Source organism: Bradyrhizobium sp. USDA 4486, assembly GCF_054057995.1.
The window spans coordinates 6,782,568-6,802,084 of sequence record NZ_JBSRZV010000001.1; the positions used below are offsets into that span (position 1 = coordinate 6,782,568).

Below are 19,517 nucleotides of genomic sequence, written 5' to 3' on the forward strand. Positions count from 1 at the left end.
AAGCGGCACGACACGTGGTGAGATGGGCCCCGGCTCTGCAGCGCAACGCCGAAGTGGCGCTGCGCCGCGTCCGGGGCACGAGACCTGTTTACCTCTCCGCCAGCGGGTGCAGATCGCGCACCAGGCTCTTCAGCCGCTCCTCGACCACATGGGTGTAGATCTGCGTGGTCGAGATGTCGGTGTGGCCGAGCAGCGTCTGCACGATGCGTAGATCGGCGCCATTGTGGAGCAGGTGGCTGGCGAAGGCATGGCGCAGCACGTGCGGGGAGACGAGCCGGGCCTGCAAGCCCGAGGCGACCGCGAGTTCCTTGAGGTCGCGCGCAAAATGCTGCCGCGTCAGGTGTCCGCTCTCGCCGGAGGAGGGGAACAGCCATTTCGTGGCGGCGAGGCCGTCCTTTTTCTTCGCGCCCTTGTTGTCTTCCTTCGCGGCTTCCATTGCGCTGAGATAATCCGCCATCGCCTGGCGCGAAGCCTCGTTGAGCGGCACCAGGCGTTCCTTGTTGCCCTTGCCGCGCACCACGATCATGCGGGCGTCGCGCTTGGCCGCCGAGCGCGGCAGCGCCATCAACTCGGAGACGCGCAGGCCTGTGGCGTAGAGCACCTCGAGCAGGCAATAGAGCCGCAACGCGCGCAGCCGTTTCGAGGGCGATGCCTCCGCCGCCTCGCTCAGTTCCTTGGCGCGGCGGAGCATGCGGTCGACATCTGATATCGACAGCACCTTCGGCAGGCCACGGCCGCGCTTGGGGCCGGACAGGATCGCTGCGGGATCGTCGCTCCGGATCCGCTCGTTCAGCAGGAAGCGATAGAGATGCCGCATCGCCGACAGCCGCCGGGCAACGCTGGTGGACTTGAAGCCGCGGGTGTCGAGGTCGGCGAGGTAGTCGCGCAGCGTTTGCGTCTCCGCGTCCGCGAAACTGTGGCCGATCCGGCCCAGAAATTCCGAGAAATCGGTGAGGTCGCGGCGGTAGGCATCAAGCGTATTGGGGCCGGCGCCGTGTTCCGCGGCGAGCATGTCGAGGAACAGGCCGGTGAGCTTGGCATCGGAGGGCGTGCTGGCGGAAGATTTGGCGCGCATGCCCGTCAGGCTAGCTCCTATTTCTTGAGAAACTTATCCGGCGAGATCGTCACCGTCATTTCCCGCGACTTGGGGCTGACGAAGTTCGCCAGCGCGAATACCACGCCATAGACGATGCCGGCGATCACGGCGACGACCGTCAGGAAGCGGAACAGGCTGGGCATCGGGATAGGGTCTCGGGCGTAGCGAATTAACCAATGAAATCATCCAACATGTTCGCCGTTTCGTGGCAAGAGTCCTCTGGCGAGGCCCCCTGCGGGGTCGTATAGGTGGCCAAACCATGCCGCCTTTGGCGGCAGATTGAGCGAGATCCAGAGCGAAATTCATGTCCGACGCCGCCTTGCCGATTCCTGCGTCCCCCGAGGCCGGCATCCTGTCGGCGCTCGGCGCGCGCTCGATCGTGCTCGTCGGCATGATGGGGGTGGGCAAATCCACCATCGGTCGCCGCATCGCTCTCAGGCTCAAGCTGCCCTTCGTCGATGCCGACACCGAGATCGAGGCGGCGGCCGGCATGACCATACCCGAGATCTTCGAGCGCCATGGCGAGCCGCATTTCCGCGACGGCGAGGCCCGCGTGATCGCGCGGCTGCTCGAGGGTGGACCGCTGGTGCTTGCCACCGGCGGCGGTGCCTTCATGCGCGAGGAGACGCGCAAGCGCATCGCGGCCAAAGCGATCTCGATCTGGCTCAAGGCCGACCACGACGTGATCATGCGCCGCGTCCGCCGCCGCGCCGACCGTCCGCTGCTCCAGACGCCCGACCCCGAGGGAACCGTGACGCGTCTGCTCACCGAGCGCGAGCCGATCTATGGCAATGCCGACCTCACCATCGCCTCGCGCGACGTGCCGCACGACAAGATCGTCGAGGAGACCATCGAGATGCTGCACGCCCATCTCTGCGGGGCGCAGTCCGCCCAGCCACCTGCCGACGTCGCGAGTACCGCACGATGACCGCGCCGTTGAAACACTCCGACCCTGTCAATGTTGACGTCGCGCTCGGCGATCGCGCCTATGACATCGTCATCGGCCGCGGCGTGCTGTCTTCGCTCGGCGAACGCGTTGCCGCGTTGCGTCCCGGTGTCCGCACGGCTGTTGTCACCGATCGCACCGTCGCAAAATACTGGCTCAAGCCGACCGAAGCCTCGCTCGCGGCCAGCGGCATTCCGACCTCGCACATCGTGGTCGAGGAAGGCGAGATCTCGAAAACCTACGCAGGACTCGAGAAGGTCAGCGAATCCTTGATCGCCGCCAGGATCGAGCGCAACGATCTCGTCATCGCGCTCGGCGGCGGCGTGGTCGGCGATCTCGCCGGCTTTGCCGCGGCGATCCTGCGCCGCGGCGTCGATTTCGTGCAGGTACCCACCTCGCTCCTGGCGCAGGTCGATTCCTCCGTTGGCGGCAAGACCGGCATCAACTCGCCGCAGGGCAAGAACCTGCTCGGCGCCTTCCACCAGCCGGTGCTTGTCATCGCCGACACCGCCGTGCTCGACACGCTGTCGCCGCGCCAATTCCGCGCCGGTTATGCCGAGGTCGCCAAATACGGCGTGCTCGGCGATGAGGCCTTCTTCACCTGGCTGGAGAAGAACCATTCCGACATCTTCAAGGGCGGCTCGGCGCGCGAGCATGCGATCGCGACCTCCTGCCGGGCGAAGGCCGAAATCGTCTCGCGCGACGAGCGCGAGACCGGCGAGCGCGCGCTGCTCAATCTCGGCCACACCTTCGGTCACGCGCTGGAAGCCGCGACCGGCTTCTCCGATCGCCTGTTCCACGGCGAGGGCGTCGCCATCGGCATGACACTGGCGGCGCAGTTCTCGGCGAAGCTCGGCATGATCGGCGAGGCGGAGGCGGCGCGCGTCGAGCGTCATCTGATCGAGGCGGGCCTGCCGACGCGCTTGCACGACATCGCGGGTTTCGCGCAGGAAGGACTTGCGGACGCCGACGCGCTGATGGCGCTGATGGCGCAGGACAAGAAGGTCAAGCGCGGCAAGCTCACCTTCATCCTGCTCGAGGCCGTGGGGCGCGCCGTCATCGCTAAGGATGTCGAGCCGGCTCCGGTGCGCGACTTCCTCAAGGACAAGCTCGCGCAAAAGGCTTGATGCGCGGCTGATCATTTTTTCGAGTGGTGCATGGACTGGCTCGGCTTCACCATCGTCATCATCTGCCTGCTGGTCTCGGGCTTCTTTGCCGCGAGCGAGACCGCGCTGACAGGCGCCTCGCGCGCCAGCATGCTCAGGCTCTCCAAGCAGGGCAATCACGACGCCGACGTGGTCTCTGAGCTGCTCGACATGCGCGAGCGCCTGATCGGCGCGCTGCTGCTCGGCAACAACATCGCCAATATCGGCGCCTCCGCGCTCGCCACCGGCATCTTCACCTCCTGGTTCGGCGATGTCGGCGTGCTCTATGCCACCGGCGTCATGACCGCGCTGGTCGTGATTTTCGCCGAGGTGCTACCGAAAACCATCGCCATCAACGCGCCCGACCGCATCGCGCTCGCGGTCGCGCGCCCGATGCGGCTGACGATGTATGTGCTGGGGCCGCTGCTCAGAATCGTCGAAGTCATCGTGCGTGTCCTGATGCGCCTGTTCGGCCTTGCCGGCGAGCACCAGGCGATCCTGTCGCCGACCGAGCGCCTGCGCGGCGCGGTCGACCTCCTGCATCACGAGGGCAAGGTCGAGAAGCAGGACCGCGACATGCTCGGCGGCCTGCTGGACCTGCGCGAGCTCCAGGTCTCCGACGTCATGATCCATCGCACCGAGATGATGATGATCAACGCCGACCTGCCGCCGGAAGAGCTGGTACGCGAGGTGCTGGCGACCGAATACACCCGCATCCCGCTCTGGCGCGAGAAGCCGGAGAACATCATCGGCGTGCTCCACGCCAAGGACCTGTTGCGTGCGATCCGCGCCTCCGACGGCGACACCTCGCGCATCGACGTCTCCACCATTGCGCTGCCGCCCTGGTTCGTGCCGGAGATGCGCCCCGTCTCCGAGCAGCTGAAGGCCTTCCGCCGCCGCAAGACCCATTTCGCGCTCGTGGTGGACGAATATGGCGAGGTCGAAGGCCTCGTAACGCTGGAAGACATTCTGGAGGAGATCGTCGGCGATATCTCGGATGAGCACGACGTCGTCGTCGCCGGCGTGCGCGCCCAGCCAGATGGTTCGGTGGTGGTCGACGGCTCGGTGCCGATCCGCGATCTCAACCGCGCCATGGACTGGCATCTGCCCGACGAAGAGGCAACCACGGTTGCCGGCCTCGTCATTCATGAGGCGCGCTCGATCCCCGACCGCGGCCAAAGTTTTACCTTTCACGGCTTCCGTTTCCGCGTCCTCCGCCGCGAACGCAACCGCATCACCGCGCTCCGTATTTCACCGGTGCCGCGCGAGGCCGAGATGGAAGAGGCGAAGCCGAGGCGGGCGGGGACGTCGTTTTAAGTCCTTCTTGTATCGTCATTGCGGGGCGCCCGAACGGCGAACCCGGAATCTCGAGATTCCGGGTTCGGCTCTTCGAGCCGCCCCGGAATGACGGAGCTAATTTTCCCCCGGCGCCTGCGCGTGGATCGCGAGCGCGTGAACGCTGCCGGAAAGTTCCGCGGCCAGCGCCGAATTTATCATGCGGTGGCGGTCGACCCGGCTCTTCCCTTTGAAGGCTTCAGATACGATATAAACGCGAAAGTGCGTCTCGCCGCTTGGCCGATGGCCGGCGTGGCCCTCATGCAAATGTGACTCGTCGACGACCCGCAGGCTTTCCGGCGTGAAAGCTTCCTGCAACTTGTTGCTGATAGTATCTTTCATGACCATGAGTGCCATTAAGGTACGTGATCGCACCCCGTCAATGCCGCCGGCGGCCGTTCTGAAAACGCCGAAATGCTGCGGGGTTTCGTCCTAATTGCAATGTCAAGACTTGAAGGTTTTTGCATTGCGTAGTCAAAGTCAGCCATGCCGATCGATTCATCAAAGTTCTTCGACTCCATTCGCGTCAAGCCGCGCGGCAAGCAGCCGGAAGCGAAGCCGCGCGAGACCGTGGTCGCTTGCGAATGGGCCGGATGCCAGAACAAGGGTTCGCACCGTGCGCCGAAGGGGCGCGAGAACCAGCGCGAGTACTGGCACTTCTGCCTCGACCACGTGCGCGAGTACAACCAGAACTACAATTTCTTCTCCGGCATGAATGCTGACGCGGTCGCGCGCTATCAGAAGGATGCGCTGACCGGCCACCGCCCGACCTGGAAGATGGGCGCCAATGGCGGCGTCAAGAAGGGATCGGAAGCCGAGATCGACGGCGCCTTCGATCCATTCAGCATGTTCAGCGAGATCAACGGCCGCGCCAGCTGGCGCAAGGGCCCCGACGCGCAGCCCAAGGCCGAGACGCGCAAGGTGATGAACGCCGAGCGCAAGGCGCTCCAGGTCATGGGCCTCGGCCCCGACGCCACGCTCGCCGACGTCAAGACCAAGTACAAGGCGCTGGTCAAGCAGCACCACCCCGACGCTAACGGCGGCGACCGCTCGACCGAGGATCGCCTGATCGAGATCATCAAGGCGTATAATTATCTGAAGACCGTGGTGCGCGAGGCGTAGGGCGGGATCCGGAAAACCGTGAGGTCTTCCGGAAGGATCGTGCTCAAGCAACGAGGTGAAGCGCGACGACGCTGCATCCCAATCTCATCGCGCTCTCATCGACGCTTCCGGCAGGGACAATTCGCAAACCAGTCCTTCCGGGCGCCACCGCCGGGTCACCCGTCCTTGCAACATCCGGACGATGCCGTCGACCGCGCCGATTCCGAAGCCCTTGCGCTTCGGCGCCTCGTCAACCCGGGGACCGCCGCTCTCCGACCAGTGCAGCACGAGAGATTCTGTGCCCGTGGTCTCCCAGCGGATCTCCAGCCGGCCCGAAGGTATCGACAGCGCGCCATATTTGGCGGCGTTGGTCGCCAGCTCGTGCAGCGCGACTGCGATCGACTGCGCCAGCGTCGGCGGCAGATGGACCTCCTCTCCCGCGATGCTGATCCGCTCGCCGTCCGGGCTTGCGTACGGCCGGAGCTCCTCTTCCACGATGGTTTTCAGATTAGCGCCGGTCCAGCGCGACGCCGAGAACAGTCTTTGCACGTTGGCAAGGGCGCTGAGCCGGCCCGCAAAGACGGCCCGAAATTCCTCTGCGGTGTCGGCCTTGGTCAGCCGCAGCATGGCCTGAGACACCGCAAGCAGATTGTTGGCGCGATGGTCGACCTCGGATGTGAGCAGCATCATCCGTTGCTCGGCTTCCTTGCGGGCGGTGATGTCGACCAGCATGTTCACCGCGCCAACCAGTTGACCGCGCCCGTCGCGCAGCGGCGTCGGATATGGCATGAAGCAGATCCGGGAGCCGTCCGGCCGTTCGGCCACAGCCTCGACGTCGCGCACCGGCCGGTTCTCCTTGAGCGCGACGGCCATCGGGCATTCGTCGTGGGGGAGCGGCGTGCCATCGGGGAGATAGAGCTTCCACGTCACGCACCACATCTCGCCGATTTTCGGCGTACGTCCGGCAAAGTGGATGCAAGCTTGATTGAAGAAAGTGATGCGGCCCGTCGCGTCGGTCGTGTAGATGGCGGCGGGCAGCGCCTGGAGCAGGTCCCGGAACCGCCTCTCGGAATCGGCTCCCGCTTCGAGCCGGCTTGGCGCATGGCCGGCGGCGATCTCGCCAATCCTGGCCTCGTCCGCTTGTCCAAACAAGTCCAGCATTGCATTCCTCTGCGGGGCCAGATCAGGCAATGCGCTGGCCGCGCGGATGTTCCAAGGTGCTCGTCCGAGACGTACCGGCTCCTCCAGCTGCCGTAGATCAGGACTTCGGGTGCGACAGCGGAGCGCAGCTCCGCTGTCGCCTTTCCTTTTGGTTCCCTGGCGGTCTCACGCCTCCGGCATCACCCCGACATAGGACGAACTCGGCCGGATCAGTCGCCCGGTGCGCTGCTGCTCCCGCGCATGCGCGGTCCAACCTGCGCTGCGCGCCACCGCGAAGATCGGCGTGAAGGCCTGTCGTGGGATCGCCAGCGCATCGAGCAGGATCGCGGTGAAGAACTCCACATTCGTCTCCAGCGGCCGCTCCGGATTCTTCTTGCGCAGGGCGGCGCGGATATAGGCCTCGACCTCGCCGGCGAACGGCAGATCGGTGCCGTTGGACGCCAGCGCCTCGACCGCGGTCTTGAGCACGTCGGCGCGCGGATCGCGCACGCGATAGATCCGGTGACCAAAGCCCATCATCCGCTCGCCGCGCGCCAGCGCCGCGTCCACCCAGGGCTGGATCCGCTCGCGCCTGCCGATGGCGTCCAGCATTTCCAGCACCGGCTCCGGCGCGCCGCCATGCAGCGGGCCGGTCAGCGCGCAATAGCCGGCGGTGACGGCGGCAAACAGATCGGCTTGCGTCGATGCAACGACGCGCGCGGTGAAGGTCGAGGCGTTCATGCCGTGGTCGCTGGCGGTGACGAGATAGGCATCGAGCGCGGTGACCTCCCGCGCGGCAGGCGCGCGTCCGTGCAACATGCGCAGCGTATCGGCGGCGTGGCTCACGTCCGGATCGGGCGCGACCGGATCGAGCCCTTTCGCGCGCCGGACCAGCGCGCCCGCGATCACCGGAAACGCGCCGACGATGGTGGCCTCGTGCTCGAGCCCGGGCTCGGCGCGCAGCCCCGCGACCGCCGCACGAAACCCGTCGACGATGCCCATGCCTTGGCTCGCTGCGAGCAATTGGGGCAGCCGTGCGAAGGCGCGCTCGCGCGCCGCGCCCAGGCTCGCCCGCACATTGGCCTCGGTGAGGGTGGTCTTGCTGGCGCCATTCCAGAGGCGGGCGGTGACGCCCTCGAAGCTCGAGACGGCGGCGAGGCGGCCGACATGCTCGCCGGCGATGATCAGCTCGCCCCGCTCGCCATCGACATGGCTCAGCACGGTCTCGGCCGCAGGAATGCCGTCCAGCCCGATCTGACTTTTGGTGAGGTGGATGTTCATGACCCAAATCTCCCTTTTTGCGCTGCACAGAAGGAAACATCAGGCCCCTCGACGGATTGATCAATCTCGATTACATAAATCAATATGAAAAATTCCAGGGAGCTCTACCTCTCCGCCCGCGAAGCAGCGGCCGAGCTCGCGATCTCGCCAGCCACGCTCTACGCCTATGTCAGCCGCGGCCTGATCCGCTCCGAGCCGACGCCAGACTCGCGCAAGAACCGTTACCGCGCCGAGGACGTCCGCGCGCTGAAGGAGCGCCGGGTGCCATCGCCCGAGCCGCGCGGCCTGCGCAGCTTCGATGCCGATCTGCCGGTGATGGACACGGAGATATCGACCATCACCGAGGAGGGCGCCATCTACCGTGGCGTGAACTGCGTCGATCTCGCCGAGAATGACACGCTGGAGCACACCGCGACGCTGCTATGGGACGTCTCCGAGGTCGATCCCTTCGCGCCGGACAATCAGCCGGAGATTTCCGACGAGATGCGCGCGATCGCGGGAGCTGCGCGCCGCGCCGCGCCGATCGATCGCGCCATTGCCGTGCTGGCGCTCGCCGCCAGCGCCGATCCTCGTGCGTTCACCCGCGCCCCGGATGGCCGCGCCATGGTCGGCGCACGCATCCTCCGGCTGCTGGTTGCGACCATACTCAATGCCGAGCCGTCGGCGGAGCCGCTGCACCAGCAGGTCGGACGCGCCTGGGCGGCGGACAACAAGCACGCGCCGGATCTGATCCGCCGCGCGCTCGTGCTGCTCGCCGATCACGAATTGAACGCCTCGACCTTCACCGCGCGCTGTGCGGCGTCCACGGGCCTCAACCTCTATGATTCAGTGATTGCGGGCCTTGCCGCGCTGAAAGGCCCCAAGCATGGCGGCGCCGGCGTGCTGGCCTCGCAGCTCGTCAAGACGCTGATCGACCGCGACGTCGAGCCCATGGTGCGCGAGCGCGTCGCGCTCGGCGAGCGCTTTGCCGGCTTCGGCCACGGCGTCTACAAGCGCGGCGATCCCCGCGCGCAATCGCTGCTGAATGCACTGGCCCGCGCCGGCGCGCCGCGAAAATTCACCCGCGAAGTGCCGGAGCGGATCATCGAGGCGACCGGCGAGCTCGTGAATATCGATTACGCGTTGGCTGTGCTCGTGCATGCGCTGCGGCTGCCTGCCGGCAGCGAGCTCGCCCTGTTCGCGATGGCGCGAAGCGTCGGCTGGATCGCCCATGCCAGCGAGCAATTGCAGTTCGGGAAGTTGATCAGGCCAAGGGCGAGGTATGTCGGGCCGGCACCGGGGAGGCGGGCGGCAGGCGCGGAGTCCAAGAGCTAGACCCTCATGGTGAGGAACGCGCAACGCGCGTCCCGAACATGCAGGCCCGGCTCTTACTCTCCCCTGGAGGGGGAGGGTCGATCGCGCGAAGCGCGAGCGGGGTGGGGTGATCTCTCCACGCGAAGACTGCCCGTGCTGAGAGATCACCCCACCCCGTCGCCCTCAAGGGGAGGGTAAAATCTAAGCTCGCGGCTTCACCGTCGCGACACCGCCACCATTTCGCCGGCGATAGATCCACAGCGCCACGCCCACCACGATCGCAACGCCGACCACCGTCAAGATCCACATGTGCTTGAACGGATGCCCGTGGTGCGGCACGCCGAAATATTGGTGGAAGGCCGACACCGCCAGCACGCCCGGCAGCACATGCGCCGGGGCCCAGGCCAGGATCGCCGGGATATTCACCACGTAAAACCGTGCTGGCGCCATGCCGAGCGCACCGGCGGTCACCGGCACGAAGGCGCGGATCGGCGGCACGAAGCGGGCGAAGAACACGGCCCAGGTGCCGAAGCGCTCGAAGAAGCTTTCGCTCTCGGCGACGACGCGCGGGTAATTGGTCAGCGGCCAGGCGGTGAGGATCTCGCGCTGGCGCCGGTGCCCGATCCAATAGGCCGAACCGTCGCCCAGCACGGCGCCGAGCGCGGCCGCCAGCAGCACCCATTGCAGCTTCAGCTCACCGCCCGGAACCAGGGCGCTCAGCGCCAGGATGATGGTCGAGCCCGGAATGACCGATCCCACCACCGGCACGGCTTCCAGCAGCGCCGCCAGGAACAGGGTCAGATAGGCCAGCCACGCATGGACTGAGACGAAGGAGATGAGCGGATCGAGAAAGGACGTCACGTCGTCTCTGTGGCGGTCGGTTGGACTTGGGTTCACCCAGGGGGCGGGACCCTACACAAGTAAGGACGGGTGGTAAAAGTGCCATTCTCGCGGTCACGGCACCCGTCCCGGCGCGAAATTCGGCATGATTCGCAAGGCAGCCCTCCAAAAACTGCGTTCCTGACCTATCTAAATGAAAAGACAACGGAACTTTGATTGGCGCGCGGGCTTCTGCCGGCTCGTTGTCTCTGATAGGTTGATTTTCAGCACCCAGCCGCAGCCAACGTGCGAATAACCGGTTTCGGGACCGCCCGGGACCTCGGAGGATTGATGACGACCGCCGCCATGTCCAAAGTTGAGGAAGTTTCCGGTCTGCCCGACATGAAGGTGTCGGTGCGCCAGGTGTTCGGGATCGACAGCGATCTCGAAGTGCCGGCCTATTCCGAAGTCGATCCTCATGTGCCCGAAGTCGATTCCGACTATCGCTTCGACCGCGCCACCACGCTCGCCATTCTCGCCGGCTTTGCCCGCAATCGCCGCGTGATGGTGACCGGCTATCACGGCACCGGTAAATCCACCCATATCGAGCAGGTCGCCGCCCGCCTGAACTGGCCCTGCGTGCGCGTCAACCTCGACAGCCACATCAGCCGTATCGACCTCGTCGGCAAGGACTCGATCGTCGTCCGCGACGGCAAGCAGGTCACCGAATTCCGTGACGGCATCCTGCCCTGGGCGCTGCAGAACAACGTCGCGCTGGTGTTCGACGAATACGACGCCGGCCGCCCGGACGTGATGTTCGTGATCCAGCGCGTGCTCGAAGTCTCCGGACGCCTGACGCTGCTCGACCAGAACAAGGTGATCAAGCCGCATCCCGCGTTCCGCCTGTTTGCGACCGCCAACACGGTCGGCCTCGGCGATACCTCGGGCCTCTATCACGGCACCCAGCAGATCAACCAGGGTCAGATGGACCGCTGGTCGATCGTCACCACGCTGAACTATCTCAGCCATGACGAGGAAGTCGAGATCGTGCTGGCCAAGGCCAAGCACTATCGCACCCAGGAAGGCCGCGACATCGTCAACAAGATGGTGCGCCTTGCCGATCTCACCCGCAACGCCTTCGCCAATGGCGATCTGTCGACGGTGATGAGCCCGCGCACGGTGATCACCTGGGCGGAAAACTCCGACATCTTCGGCGATATCGGCTTCGCGTTCCGCGTCACCTTCCTCAACAAGTGCGACGAGCTCGAGCGTCCCCTGGTCGCCGAGTTCTATCAGCGCTGCTTCAATGCGGAGCTGCCGGAATCGGCAGTCAACGTGGCGCTGAGCTGAGGTGTGAGATGTCGTCCCGGACAAGCGCAGCTCTTGGCAACGCGAAGCGTTGTCCAGGGCGGAGCGCAGATCCGGGATCCCCGCGCGAGCGCTTGCGCTCGTCGCGAGAAGCACAGGCCGTGGTTGTTGCGCGAGCTATCAGTTGCCACCCTTCGCCAAGCGACGTCCTGTGGTTATGGGTCCCGGCGTTCGCGGGACGACAGCTCAAGCTGAGCTTGGGACGACGGTGAGATCGAGATGAGCACCACCTCCAACTCCAAATTCCGCAACGCCAAGGAAGCGCCGACCGAGCCGTTCAAGCGCTCGGTGGCTTCCTGCCTCAAGGCGATCGCCAAATCGCCCGAGCTCGATGTCTCGTTCGCCGCCGAGCGCCCCGGCCTTGCCCCCGGCAAGGCGCGGCTGCCGGAGCCGGCGCGGAAACTGACCAAGCGCGATGCGGCCATCGTGCGCGGCCACGCCGATTCCATTGCGCTCAAGCTCGCCTGTCATGATCCCAAGGTGCACCGCAAGCTGATGCCCGGCAATCCGCAGGCGCGCGGCGTGTTCGAGGCGGTCGAGCAGGCCCGCGTCGAGGCGATCGGCGCACGCCGTATGGCCGGTGTTGCCAAAAACCTCACCGCGATGCTCGACGACCATTTCCACCGTGGCAAATTCGACGAGATCACCGACCGCGCCGACGCACCGCTGGCCGATGCGCTGGCGATGCTGGTGCGCGAGCGCCTGACCGGCATGGCGCCGCCGACGGCCGCCAAGAAGATGGTCGATCTCTGGCGGCCCATCCTCGAGGACAAGATCGGCAAGCGGCTCGACCGGCTCGACGGCGTGGTCGAGGACCAGACCCGGTTCGGCGATGCCGTGCACGATCTGCTCTCGGCGCTCGAGCTCGGCGACGAGCGCAACGCCGACAGCGAGGACAATGACGAGAACGACGAAAACCAGGACGGCGACAACGATCAGTCCGGTGCCGAAGGCTCGCCCGATTCCGATGCCGCCCAGGAGATGAGCGCCGACCAGGCGCAGGCCTCCAGCGAGGAGATGAGCGAGAGCGCGATGGAAAGCGCGCAGGCCTCGACCTCCGACACCTTCGACGACGGCGAGCTCGGCGACGACGAGACGCCGGGCGAGGCGACGCGTCCGAACGCGCACGGCAGGAACGAGCCGCGCGGACCGGAATACCACGCCTTCGCGCCGAAATTCGACGAAGTCATCTCCGCCGAAGACCTCTGCGACCATGACGAGCTGGAGCGCCTGCGCACCTATCTCGACAAGCAGCTCGCGCATCTGCAGGGCATCGTCGCCCGCCTCGCCAACCGGCTGCAGCGCCGCCTGATGGCGCAGCAGAACCGCGCCTGGGAGTTCGACCTCGAAGAGGGCATCCTCGATCCCGCGCGCCTGTCGCGCGTGGTCACCGATCCCTATCACCCGCTGTCCTTCATGCACGAGAAGGAGGCGACGTTCCGCGACACGGTCGTCACGCTGCTGCTCGACAATTCCGGCTCGATGCGCGGACGCCCGATCACGGTCGCCGCCACCTGCGCCGACATTCTGGCGCGCACGCTGGAGCGTTGCGGCGTCAAGGTCGAGATTTTGGGCTTCACCACGCGCGCCTGGAAGGGCGGGCAATCGCGCGAGGCGTGGCTTGCCGCCGGCAAGCCGCCCAATCCCGGCCGCCTCAACGATCTCCGCCACATCATCTACAAGTCCGCCGACGCCCCCTGGCGCCGTGCACGCAAGAATCTCGGCTTGATGATGCGCGAGGGTCTGCTCAAGGAGAACATCGACGGCGAGGCACTGGACTGGGCCCACAAGCGCCTGCTCGGCCGGCCCGAGCAGCGCAAGATCCTGATGATGATCTCGGACGGCGCGCCGGTCGACGATTCCACGCTGTCGGTCAATGCCGGCAACTATCTCGAGCGGCACCTGCGCCACATCATCGAGGAGATCGAGACCCGCTCGCCGGTCGAGCTGATCGCGATCGGCATCGGCCATGACGTGACGCGCTACTATCGCCGCGCGGTGACGATCGTGGACGCGGAAGAACTCGGCGGCGCCATCACCGAGAAGCTCGCCGAGCTCTTCAGCGAGACCAACACCGCACCAACCCAGCCGGCCGGTCGCCCGCGACGCAAATTGCATTCGTGAGCACGCAGCCATCCCGCCGCAGCTTTCTTGGCCACGCGGCGGCGGGATGTTCTATCCTCACGCTGCCCCGATTGGCGCAGGCGCAGGCCACGACCGAGCCGGCGCCTCGCCCGGCGCAAGTCGAGCACGCCGTCACCGCGCCCGTCAGCATCGAGGTCAATGCGCGGCAGATCCCCTCGTTCGAGCCACGCGACCGCTCGCGCGTGCGCTTCGGATCGTTGGAATATCGCAGCGGCCTCGTGCTGACCTCGCCGCATCGCGGTTTCGGCGGCCTGTCCGCGCTCCGGTTTCTCGATAGCAAGGGCGAGCGTTTCCTCGCGCTGTCCGACCAGGGCAGCTGGTTCACCGGCAGCATCCGTTATTCCAGCGGCAAGATGGTCGCGCTCGACAATGTCGAGGCGGCGCCGATGCTGAATGCGGCAGGCAGGCCGATCACCGAGACGCGCTACTGGTACGACACCGAGTCGCTCGCGCGTGACGGCAGTGTCTTTTATGTCGGGCTCGAGCGCGTCAACCAGATCATGCGCTTCGACTTCGCCAAGGGCGGTACGCAGGCGCGCGGCGAGGTGGTGCCGACGCCGGCGGCGATCCGCAAGCTGCCGACCAACAAGGGGCTGGAGGCTTTGGTCTTCGTGCCGAAAGGCCAGCCGCTGGCCGGCACCCTGATCGCCTTCTCCGAGCGCGGACTCGATGCCGACGGCAATCTGGTCGCGTTCCTGATCGGCGGTCCCGCGCCCGGCCAGTTCGGCGTGCGCCGCACCGACAAGTTCGACATCAGCGATGCCGTGCTGCTGCCCAGCGGCGAGCTCCTCATCCTCGAGCGCAAATTCTCCTGGTTCACCGGCGTGAACATCCGCATCCGGTCGATTCCCTTGAAGTCCATCGCGCCTGGCGCGGTGGTCGACGGCCCCGCGCTGTTCGCCGCCGATCTCGGCCACGAGATCGACAACATGGAAGGCATCGACACCCACGTCACCGCCGAGGGCGAGACCGTGCTGACGCTGGTGTCTGACGACAATTTCTCGCTGCTGCAACGGACACTGCTGCTGCAGTTCACGCTGGTGGAGTAGGCGCGCCGAGTTTGTGGCGACGGTGTTCTCATTGACCACATGACACCCGCAATGCATGCCGCCGCTAGCCGCCATGCCGCCCGCGCAACTCGCAATTCGCCATCCACCGACTAAACTTCATGCAATCGCTTCCATCCCTCCATCCCCCGGAACTCCCCGCATGAGCGCCCTGTTTTCCCCGATCAAGCTGCGCGGCCTGACGTTGAAGAACCGCGTCGTGGTGTCGCCGATGTGCCAATATTCGGCCGATGACGGCGTCGCCAATGACTGGCACTTCACCCACATCAACAATCTCAGCCTGTCGGGCGCGGCGATGTTCTGCATCGAGGCGACCCATGTCGAGGCGATCGGCCGCATCACGCCGGGCTGCCTCGGGCTCTACAGCGATGCCTGCGAGGCCGCGCTGAAGCAGATCCTCGCTTCCGTGCGCAAGCATTCCTCCACCGCGGTGGCGATGCAGCTCGCCCATGCCGGCCGCAAGGCGTCGAGCGCGCGGCCCTGGGACGGCGGCCAGCTGATCCCGGTCGAGCGCGGCGGCTGGCAGACCGTGGCGCCATCAGCGGTGCCGCACAAGGAGGGCGAGGCCGCGCCCTTGGCGCTGGATGGCGCGGGCCTCAAGCGTATCCGCGATGCCTTCGTCGATTCGGCAAAGCGCGCGATGCGCATCGGCATCGACGCGATCGAGCTGCACGGCGCGCACGGCTATCTCCTGCACCAGTTCCTGTCGCCGATCTCCAACAAGCGCACCGATGAATACGGCGGCAGCCTGCGGAACCGCATGCGCTTCCCGCTCGAGGTCTTTGACGCGGTGCGCGCCGTCGTGCCGCACGACAAGCCGGTCGGCATGCGGGTGTCGTCGACCGACTGGGTCGAGGGCGGCTGGGACCTTGGTCAGACCATCGAGTTCGCGAGCGCGCTGAAGGCGCGCGGCATCGACTGGATCGATGCCTCCTCCGGCGGCGTCTCGCCGCTGCAGAAGATTCCGCTCGCCCCCGGCTATCAGGTGCAGTTTGCCGAGGCCATCAAGCGCGAGACCAGATTGCCGACCATCGCGGTCGGCCTCATCACCGACCCGAAGCAGGCCGAGGACATCGTCGCCAGCGGCAAGGCCGACATGGTCGCGCTCGCCCGCGGCATGCTCTACGACCCGCGCTGGGGCTGGCACGCCGCCGCCGAACTCGGCGGCGAAGTCGAAGCCCCGCCGCAATACTGGCGCTCGCAGCCCTCGACGCAGAAGGCGCTGTTTGGGAGGACGACGTTCGGGGCGCGGTGAAGGCGCAGTGAGGCGCGATGAGGCGCAAACGCGCGTTGACAACTTCATTTCGAGTCCTCGCAAAACTGCTTCCGGTGGTTATGGGTCCCTGCTTTCGCAGGGACGACGGCGGACTATGTGGCGCCCGTCGTCCGCCTCACCATCTCGCGACCTCACGCATCCGTAAAACTCCTCGGCTTTCGCGGTCCGCAAAACTGGCCTAACCTTGCATCGAGGGACATCACGGAGGCCCGCCCATGCGGTTTCGTGTCCGGAAGACCGCCCATGTGTTCGAGCGCGTCGGCCTGGCGATGGCAGGCGCGGCGTGCGGGCTGTTCGTCGGCGCCTATGTCGGCTCGTCGATCGCGCACCTCACCACGCAGGGCTTCCTGCTGACGATGATGCTGCTGGGCTTCGTCGGCTTCTATCTCGGCATCGACACGCCGCAGCTTCCCTTCGACGACGCGCACAGCCATATCGACGCCGCGGAATTCTTGAGCGCCGCCGGCACGCTCTGCGCCACCATCACCGCGCTCGCCTCCGTCGCCGTGATCGTGCTGCGGCTCGAGCCCCACATCGCCTGGACCTGGCTCGCTCTGCTCGGCTGGATCGCCGGCGTCGCCATGCAGATCGTGGCGGGCACGAAAGCGAGGATGCGGAAGTAGATGGCACTTACCCTCCCCTGGAGGGGGAGGGTCGCTGGGCATGGAGCGAAGCGGAATGCGCAGCGGGGTGGGGTGATCTCTCCCCACGAGGACTGCCCGAATGGAGAGATCACCCCACCCCGCTCGCGCTGCGCGCGATCGACCCTCCCGCTCCAGGGGAGGGTAAGCGGCGCGCCTCGCTATCTCAAAACACCACACCCACGCGCGTGCCGCGCTTCCAGGCGATCCGGCAGCGCTTCTTGGTGTTGACGTGCAAGAGCTCGAACCTATCGGGGATCTTCACCTGCCCGCCGAGATCGACGCAGGCGCCGCCGGGCGAATAGTCGATCAGCGTGCAGTTGATGACCGGCGCGCGCGGGTCGGTGATGATCTTGGCCTGGCGGGACACGAGGCCTGCGGGTTTGACGCGGACGAACTTGCGCGGATGCATTGGCACATCTCCTCCAATTCCGCTGCTTAAGGCGGGCTCTGTGCAGGATGATGCAGAGGAGTTGATGCGATGACGCTAAGGCGGGCCGGAGAATTTTAACGAAAAGTGGCGGCCAATGGAGAAACCGGCGGTAGCGAGGTGCGCACCCTCCCCCTCCATGGGAGGGTAAGAGCCTTCACGCCACGTGCTCCGGCACCGCCCCGTCCGCATGCGGGGGCACCGGCATCGGCACGGTGACGTACGCTTTCGGCAGGTTCACCGGGCGGTAGTCCGGCTCCACCGCCATGCGCTTCAGCACACTCTCATGCACATGGGCGCCCTCGGGGATGACGCGCGGCTCGCAATCGGGGATGTAGAAGCCGGCAAACACTTTCCGCTCCGGCCATTCCTTGTACTTCGCGCTCTTCGGCAGATATTCCAGCACGCGCCAGGCCGCCGTCATCGAATTGTGCAGCGCGCCCGCCTTGCCGGTGTAAGCCGGCTCGACGTATTTGAACGGCGAGTTCTTGCGCGGCACGCCCCAGGCGAGCTGGTTCACGGTGCGCGGGTTGAAGTTCAGGCCCGCTTTCGCCGCCTCCTCGATCATCCACACAAGCGGATATTTCGACTCGGCGCTCTCCGCCTCCGGATAGCCGCCGCCGACATCGCAATGCACGCCGGCGAACCACACCTGCAGGATGTCCTGCTGCTCCTTCTTCTCGTCCGGCACATAGCGGTTGCGCCAGAACTCCTGCGGCTCCTCGTACGCTTTCAGGCGGAACATGCAGCGCCGCTCGTCGATCGCGATCGCCTGCCGGAAGATCTTGACGCTGGGATTGCGCAGCGTGAAGGCGAGCTCCTCCAGGCTGAACACGAAGAAGAAATTGTCGCGCCGCGGCACGATCACGCTCGCCACCGTGTCCCAGACGCCGATGAAGTGGATGGTCGGCCAGCGCGTCGAGGTGATGCGCGCGAACTGCGCGGCGAGGTCGAACGTGTCCTTCGGCAGAGGCCCCTGGTCGTCGACCGTGACGTCCTGCAGGTCGGAGATGTCGTTGCCGCGCCCGGTGCCGGAATATTGCTTGTAGGCGACGAGGCCCGAGCCTGCGAGGTTCGCCTGCTCCGGCGAGATCAGGCCGATCTTGTGAATCAGCCCCGCCAGCACCCGCACGGTATAGGCGCCGCGCGAGAAGCCGAACAGGTAGATGCGGTCGCCCGGCGCGTAATGCTCGATCAGGAAGCAATAGGCCGACAGCACGTTCTCGTCGAGCCCGTAGCCGGTGGCGAGCCCCAGCACCAGGTTGATGTTGGCCTTCCAGCGGTTCCAGGTCGTCGGCTCCGTCACCGTGCCGACCCCGGGATCGTAAAACACCATCTGCCGCGGCTGCGTCTTGTCGGTCTTGCGCAGGCAGCGATAGAGCTTCAGCACGTTGGAGATGTTCTCCGAAATCTCGTTGCCGGTCCCGTCGCAGCAGATGACGAGGTTTTTCGGCTCGGCTTTGCGGTCGGTGTCGTGCGCCTGGTCCATCGGATGCGCCTCCGGCTGATGCGACCTGGGCGAGTATAGCGGAACTGGATGGCAGCGAGGAGACGAAGCCGGCAATGGGGCCGCATGTCGCCCCGCATCATCTGTTGACATTAACCAGTCATTAACCATGCCGGCGCCTAATGTGGACGACTGGGGGTCACCATGTCGGCCCATGTGACGCGACCGCAAATGATGCCTTTTTCGGCCGGTCCAGCCTTTGGCTCGCTTGAGCGGCTGGCGGTTCGCGCCACGGCTGTCCTACGGAGCAAAGCAATGTTCGGGAAGGACGATCTAGTGGACAATCTCAGCCGCGATCTCGATCGCGCGCGCGCAAGACGCGATGCACTCGCATCCGAAGCCACCACCTTGACGGCTCAGATCGCCGAGATCGAAGCCCGCCTTGCGGAGGAGAAGAACAGGCGGGAGCGTGATCGCGTCCTCGGCGAAATCGAAGCGATAAAAACCCGAATTTTTCATGCAAGCCGCCGGCGCGTTTACGCCTGTCGTCGACGGCCTCTCCAAGGCGATCGAGCAGGCCTCGGCCGTGGTGCCCGAGGCGGGCGAGCTCAAGAGCTTCCTGGTGTCGGTGGCGACCGAAATCGACACCGTGCTCGATCCCCTCTTGCGTGAACTGGACCAGCGGGCGGACGCCGTGCGAACAGGACACGCCGTGCTGGACCTCCCGAGCTCGGCCAGTGAGGCGCCCATCGAGCCGCCAAAAGAGGCGGGCGATCGCCTGCTTCGCTTTCCGGCCTGGCTGTCTCGCGACAAGGAGACGGAAAAAAGGGAAGCCGCGGAGAACCCGCGCAGCACGGCCGCGTGAACGTGGCGAGTGGCCTGCTTTCCCTTCTCCCCTTGTGGCATAGGCGGCCTTCGGCCGCCGTTCCTAAGAACGCCGAAGCGAGGCTTCGGCTATGGCGCCGGATGAGGGGTATCTCTCCACGA

Annotated in this window: 19 protein-coding genes; 11 read left to right on the top strand and 8 right to left on the bottom strand. The window is 65.9% G+C overall.

The features are described from left to right. Window positions 1–88: 88 nt before the first annotated feature. Window positions 89–1,075, bottom strand: a complete 987-nt coding sequence (gene xerD, locus ACVWY3_RS31990; RefSeq protein WP_456842027.1) for a site-specific tyrosine recombinase XerD — start codon at window positions 1,073–1,075, stop codon at window positions 89–91. Between the two features lie 17 nt (window positions 1,076–1,092). Then, the gene (locus ACVWY3_RS31995) at window positions 1,093–1,239 is read right to left on the bottom strand and encodes a histidine kinase (RefSeq protein ID WP_283083333.1); all 147 of its coding nucleotides are present in this window, start codon (window positions 1,237–1,239) and stop codon (window positions 1,093–1,095) included. A 161-nt stretch (window positions 1,240–1,400) separates the two neighbouring features. On the opposite strand from ACVWY3_RS31995, the gene ACVWY3_RS32000 reads away from it, so the two are divergent. From ACVWY3_RS32000 to ACVWY3_RS32010, 3 genes are read left to right on the top strand one after another with little or no spacing between them, the layout of a single operon-like run. Further along, complete coding sequence (locus ACVWY3_RS32000) at window positions 1,401–2,024, top strand: shikimate kinase (protein ID WP_456842028.1); 624 nt, start codon at window positions 1,401–1,403, stop codon at window positions 2,022–2,024. Continuing rightward, the gene (gene aroB / locus ACVWY3_RS32005) at window positions 2,021–3,169 is read left to right on the top strand and encodes a 3-dehydroquinate synthase (protein ID WP_456842029.1); all 1,149 of its coding nucleotides are present in this window, start codon (window positions 2,021–2,023) and stop codon (window positions 3,167–3,169) included. The genes ACVWY3_RS32000 and aroB overlap by 4 nt, the downstream gene beginning before the upstream one ends. Before the next feature lie 30 nt (window positions 3,170–3,199). Then, a complete protein-coding gene (locus ACVWY3_RS32010; protein WP_456842030.1) occupies window positions 3,200–4,504 on the top strand; it encodes an HlyC/CorC family transporter in 1,305 nt (434 codons plus the stop codon). A 96-nt stretch (window positions 4,505–4,600) separates the two neighbouring features. On the opposite strand, the gene ACVWY3_RS32015 is transcribed toward ACVWY3_RS32010, so the two are convergent. Further along, window positions 4,601–4,870: a BolA family protein gene (locus ACVWY3_RS32015; RefSeq protein WP_456843508.1), complete on the bottom strand. Its 270-nt coding sequence runs from the start codon at window positions 4,868–4,870 to the stop codon at window positions 4,601–4,603. Between the two features lie 138 nt (window positions 4,871–5,008). On the opposite strand from ACVWY3_RS32015, the gene ACVWY3_RS32020 reads away from it, so the two are divergent. Next, window positions 5,009–5,644, top strand: coding sequence for a J domain-containing protein (locus ACVWY3_RS32020; RefSeq protein WP_456842031.1), 636 nt, complete (start codon window positions 5,009–5,011; stop codon window positions 5,642–5,644). Window positions 5,645–5,728: 84 nt separating this feature from the next. Here ACVWY3_RS32020 and ACVWY3_RS32025 read toward each other — a convergent pair whose 3' ends face one another. Then, window positions 5,729–6,784, bottom strand: a complete 1,056-nt coding sequence (locus ACVWY3_RS32025) for a sensor histidine kinase (protein WP_456842032.1) — start codon at window positions 6,782–6,784, stop codon at window positions 5,729–5,731. A gap of 165 nt (window positions 6,785–6,949) precedes the next feature. After that, complete coding sequence (locus ACVWY3_RS32030) at window positions 6,950–8,044, bottom strand: citrate synthase/methylcitrate synthase (protein ID WP_456842033.1); 1,095 nt, start codon at window positions 8,042–8,044, stop codon at window positions 6,950–6,952. Window positions 8,045–8,128: 84 nt separating this feature from the next. On the opposite strand from ACVWY3_RS32030, the gene ACVWY3_RS32035 reads away from it, so the two are divergent. After that, window positions 8,129–9,358 carry a citrate/2-methylcitrate synthase gene (locus ACVWY3_RS32035; protein WP_456842034.1) on the top strand — a complete coding sequence of 410 codons (1,230 nt, stop codon included), beginning with the start codon at window positions 8,129–8,131 and terminating at the stop codon, window positions 9,356–9,358. 180 nt (window positions 9,359–9,538) lie between these two features. Here ACVWY3_RS32035 and ACVWY3_RS32040 read toward each other — a convergent pair whose 3' ends face one another. Further along, window positions 9,539–10,198 carry a DedA family protein gene (locus ACVWY3_RS32040; RefSeq protein ID WP_456842035.1) on the bottom strand — a complete coding sequence of 220 codons (660 nt, stop codon included), beginning with the start codon at window positions 10,196–10,198 and terminating at the stop codon, window positions 9,539–9,541. 309 nt (window positions 10,199–10,507) lie between these two features. On the opposite strand from ACVWY3_RS32040, the gene cobS reads away from it, so the two are divergent. The 5 genes from cobS to ACVWY3_RS32065 all read left to right on the top strand — a co-directional run bounded on the left by cobS (window position 10,508) and on the right by ACVWY3_RS32065 (window position 16,635). Further along, on the top strand, window positions 10,508–11,506 hold the full coding sequence (gene cobS / locus ACVWY3_RS32045; protein WP_018643488.1) for a cobaltochelatase subunit CobS: 999 nt from the start codon (window positions 10,508–10,510) through the stop codon (window positions 11,504–11,506). A 237-nt stretch (window positions 11,507–11,743) separates the two neighbouring features. Further along, complete coding sequence (gene cobT, locus ACVWY3_RS32050) at window positions 11,744–13,648, top strand: cobaltochelatase subunit CobT (RefSeq protein ID WP_456842036.1); 1,905 nt, start codon at window positions 11,744–11,746, stop codon at window positions 13,646–13,648. Further along, window positions 13,645–14,718 carry an esterase-like activity of phytase family protein gene (locus ACVWY3_RS32055; RefSeq protein ID WP_456842037.1) on the top strand — a complete coding sequence of 358 codons (1,074 nt, stop codon included), beginning with the start codon at window positions 13,645–13,647 and terminating at the stop codon, window positions 14,716–14,718. The genes cobT and ACVWY3_RS32055 overlap by 4 nt, the downstream gene beginning before the upstream one ends. 160 nt (window positions 14,719–14,878) lie before the next feature. Then, window positions 14,879–15,991 carry an NADH:flavin oxidoreductase/NADH oxidase gene (locus ACVWY3_RS32060; protein WP_456842038.1) on the top strand — a complete coding sequence of 371 codons (1,113 nt, stop codon included), beginning with the start codon at window positions 14,879–14,881 and terminating at the stop codon, window positions 15,989–15,991. Between the two features lie 236 nt (window positions 15,992–16,227). Beyond that, window positions 16,228–16,635, top strand: coding sequence for a hypothetical protein (locus ACVWY3_RS32065; RefSeq protein WP_456842039.1), 408 nt, complete (start codon window positions 16,228–16,230; stop codon window positions 16,633–16,635). A 184-nt stretch (window positions 16,636–16,819) separates the two neighbouring features. Here ACVWY3_RS32065 and ACVWY3_RS32070 read toward each other — a convergent pair whose 3' ends face one another. Then, complete coding sequence (locus ACVWY3_RS32070; RefSeq protein WP_235541726.1) at window positions 16,820–17,065, bottom strand: PilZ domain-containing protein; 246 nt, start codon at window positions 17,063–17,065, stop codon at window positions 16,820–16,822. 175 nt (window positions 17,066–17,240) lie between these two features. Further along, window positions 17,241–18,572, bottom strand: coding sequence for a DUF2235 domain-containing protein (locus ACVWY3_RS32075; RefSeq protein WP_456842040.1), 1,332 nt, complete (start codon window positions 18,570–18,572; stop codon window positions 17,241–17,243). A 475-nt stretch (window positions 18,573–19,047) separates the two neighbouring features. Between ACVWY3_RS32075 and ACVWY3_RS32080 the strand changes: the two genes are divergently transcribed. Further along, window positions 19,048–19,395, top strand: coding sequence for a hypothetical protein (locus ACVWY3_RS32080; protein ID WP_456842041.1), 348 nt, complete (start codon window positions 19,048–19,050; stop codon window positions 19,393–19,395). Window positions 19,396–19,517 lie beyond the last annotated feature (122 nt).

What these genes read in the sequence shown, in the direction of transcription:
- ACVWY3_RS32080 (WP_456842041.1), top strand. Translation starts at nt 19,048, where the DNA reads ATGCAAGCCGCCGGCGCGTTTACGCCTGTCGTCGACGGCCTCTCCAAG.
- cobT (WP_456842036.1), top strand. Translation starts at nt 11,744, where the DNA reads ATGAGCACCACCTCCAACTCCAAATTCCGCAACGCCAAGGAAGCGCCG.
- ACVWY3_RS32060 (WP_456842038.1), top strand. Translation starts at nt 14,879, where the DNA reads ATGAGCGCCCTGTTTTCCCCGATCAAGCTGCGCGGCCTGACGTTGAAG.
- xerD (WP_456842027.1), bottom strand. Translation starts at nt 1,075, where the DNA reads ATGCGCGCCAAATCTTCCGCCAGCACGCCCTCCGATGCCAAGCTCACC.
- ACVWY3_RS32070 (WP_235541726.1), bottom strand. Translation starts at nt 17,065, where the DNA reads ATGCATCCGCGCAAGTTCGTCCGCGTCAAACCCGCAGGCCTCGTGTCC.
- ACVWY3_RS32020 (WP_456842031.1), top strand. Translation starts at nt 5,009, where the DNA reads ATGCCGATCGATTCATCAAAGTTCTTCGACTCCATTCGCGTCAAGCCG.
- ACVWY3_RS32000 (WP_456842028.1), top strand. Translation starts at nt 1,401, where the DNA reads ATGTCCGACGCCGCCTTGCCGATTCCTGCGTCCCCCGAGGCCGGCATC.
- ACVWY3_RS32010 (WP_456842030.1), top strand. Translation starts at nt 3,200, where the DNA reads ATGGACTGGCTCGGCTTCACCATCGTCATCATCTGCCTGCTGGTCTCG.
- ACVWY3_RS32075 (WP_456842040.1), bottom strand. Translation starts at nt 18,572, where the DNA reads ATGGACCAGGCGCACGACACCGACCGCAAAGCCGAGCCGAAAAACCTC.
- ACVWY3_RS32065 (WP_456842039.1), top strand. Translation starts at nt 16,228, where the DNA reads ATGCGGTTTCGTGTCCGGAAGACCGCCCATGTGTTCGAGCGCGTCGGC.
- ACVWY3_RS32035 (WP_456842034.1), top strand. Translation starts at nt 8,129, where the DNA reads ATGAAAAATTCCAGGGAGCTCTACCTCTCCGCCCGCGAAGCAGCGGCC.
- ACVWY3_RS32030 (WP_456842033.1), bottom strand. Translation starts at nt 8,044, where the DNA reads ATGAACATCCACCTCACCAAAAGTCAGATCGGGCTGGACGGCATTCCT.
- ACVWY3_RS32025 (WP_456842032.1), bottom strand. Translation starts at nt 6,784, where the DNA reads ATGCTGGACTTGTTTGGACAAGCGGACGAGGCCAGGATTGGCGAGATC.
- cobS (WP_018643488.1), top strand. Translation starts at nt 10,508, where the DNA reads ATGACGACCGCCGCCATGTCCAAAGTTGAGGAAGTTTCCGGTCTGCCC.
- aroB (WP_456842029.1), top strand. Translation starts at nt 2,021, where the DNA reads ATGACCGCGCCGTTGAAACACTCCGACCCTGTCAATGTTGACGTCGCG.
- ACVWY3_RS32015 (WP_456843508.1), bottom strand. Translation starts at nt 4,870, where the DNA reads ATGGTCATGAAAGATACTATCAGCAACAAGTTGCAGGAAGCTTTCACG.
- ACVWY3_RS31995 (WP_283083333.1), bottom strand. Translation starts at nt 1,239, where the DNA reads ATGCCCAGCCTGTTCCGCTTCCTGACGGTCGTCGCCGTGATCGCCGGC.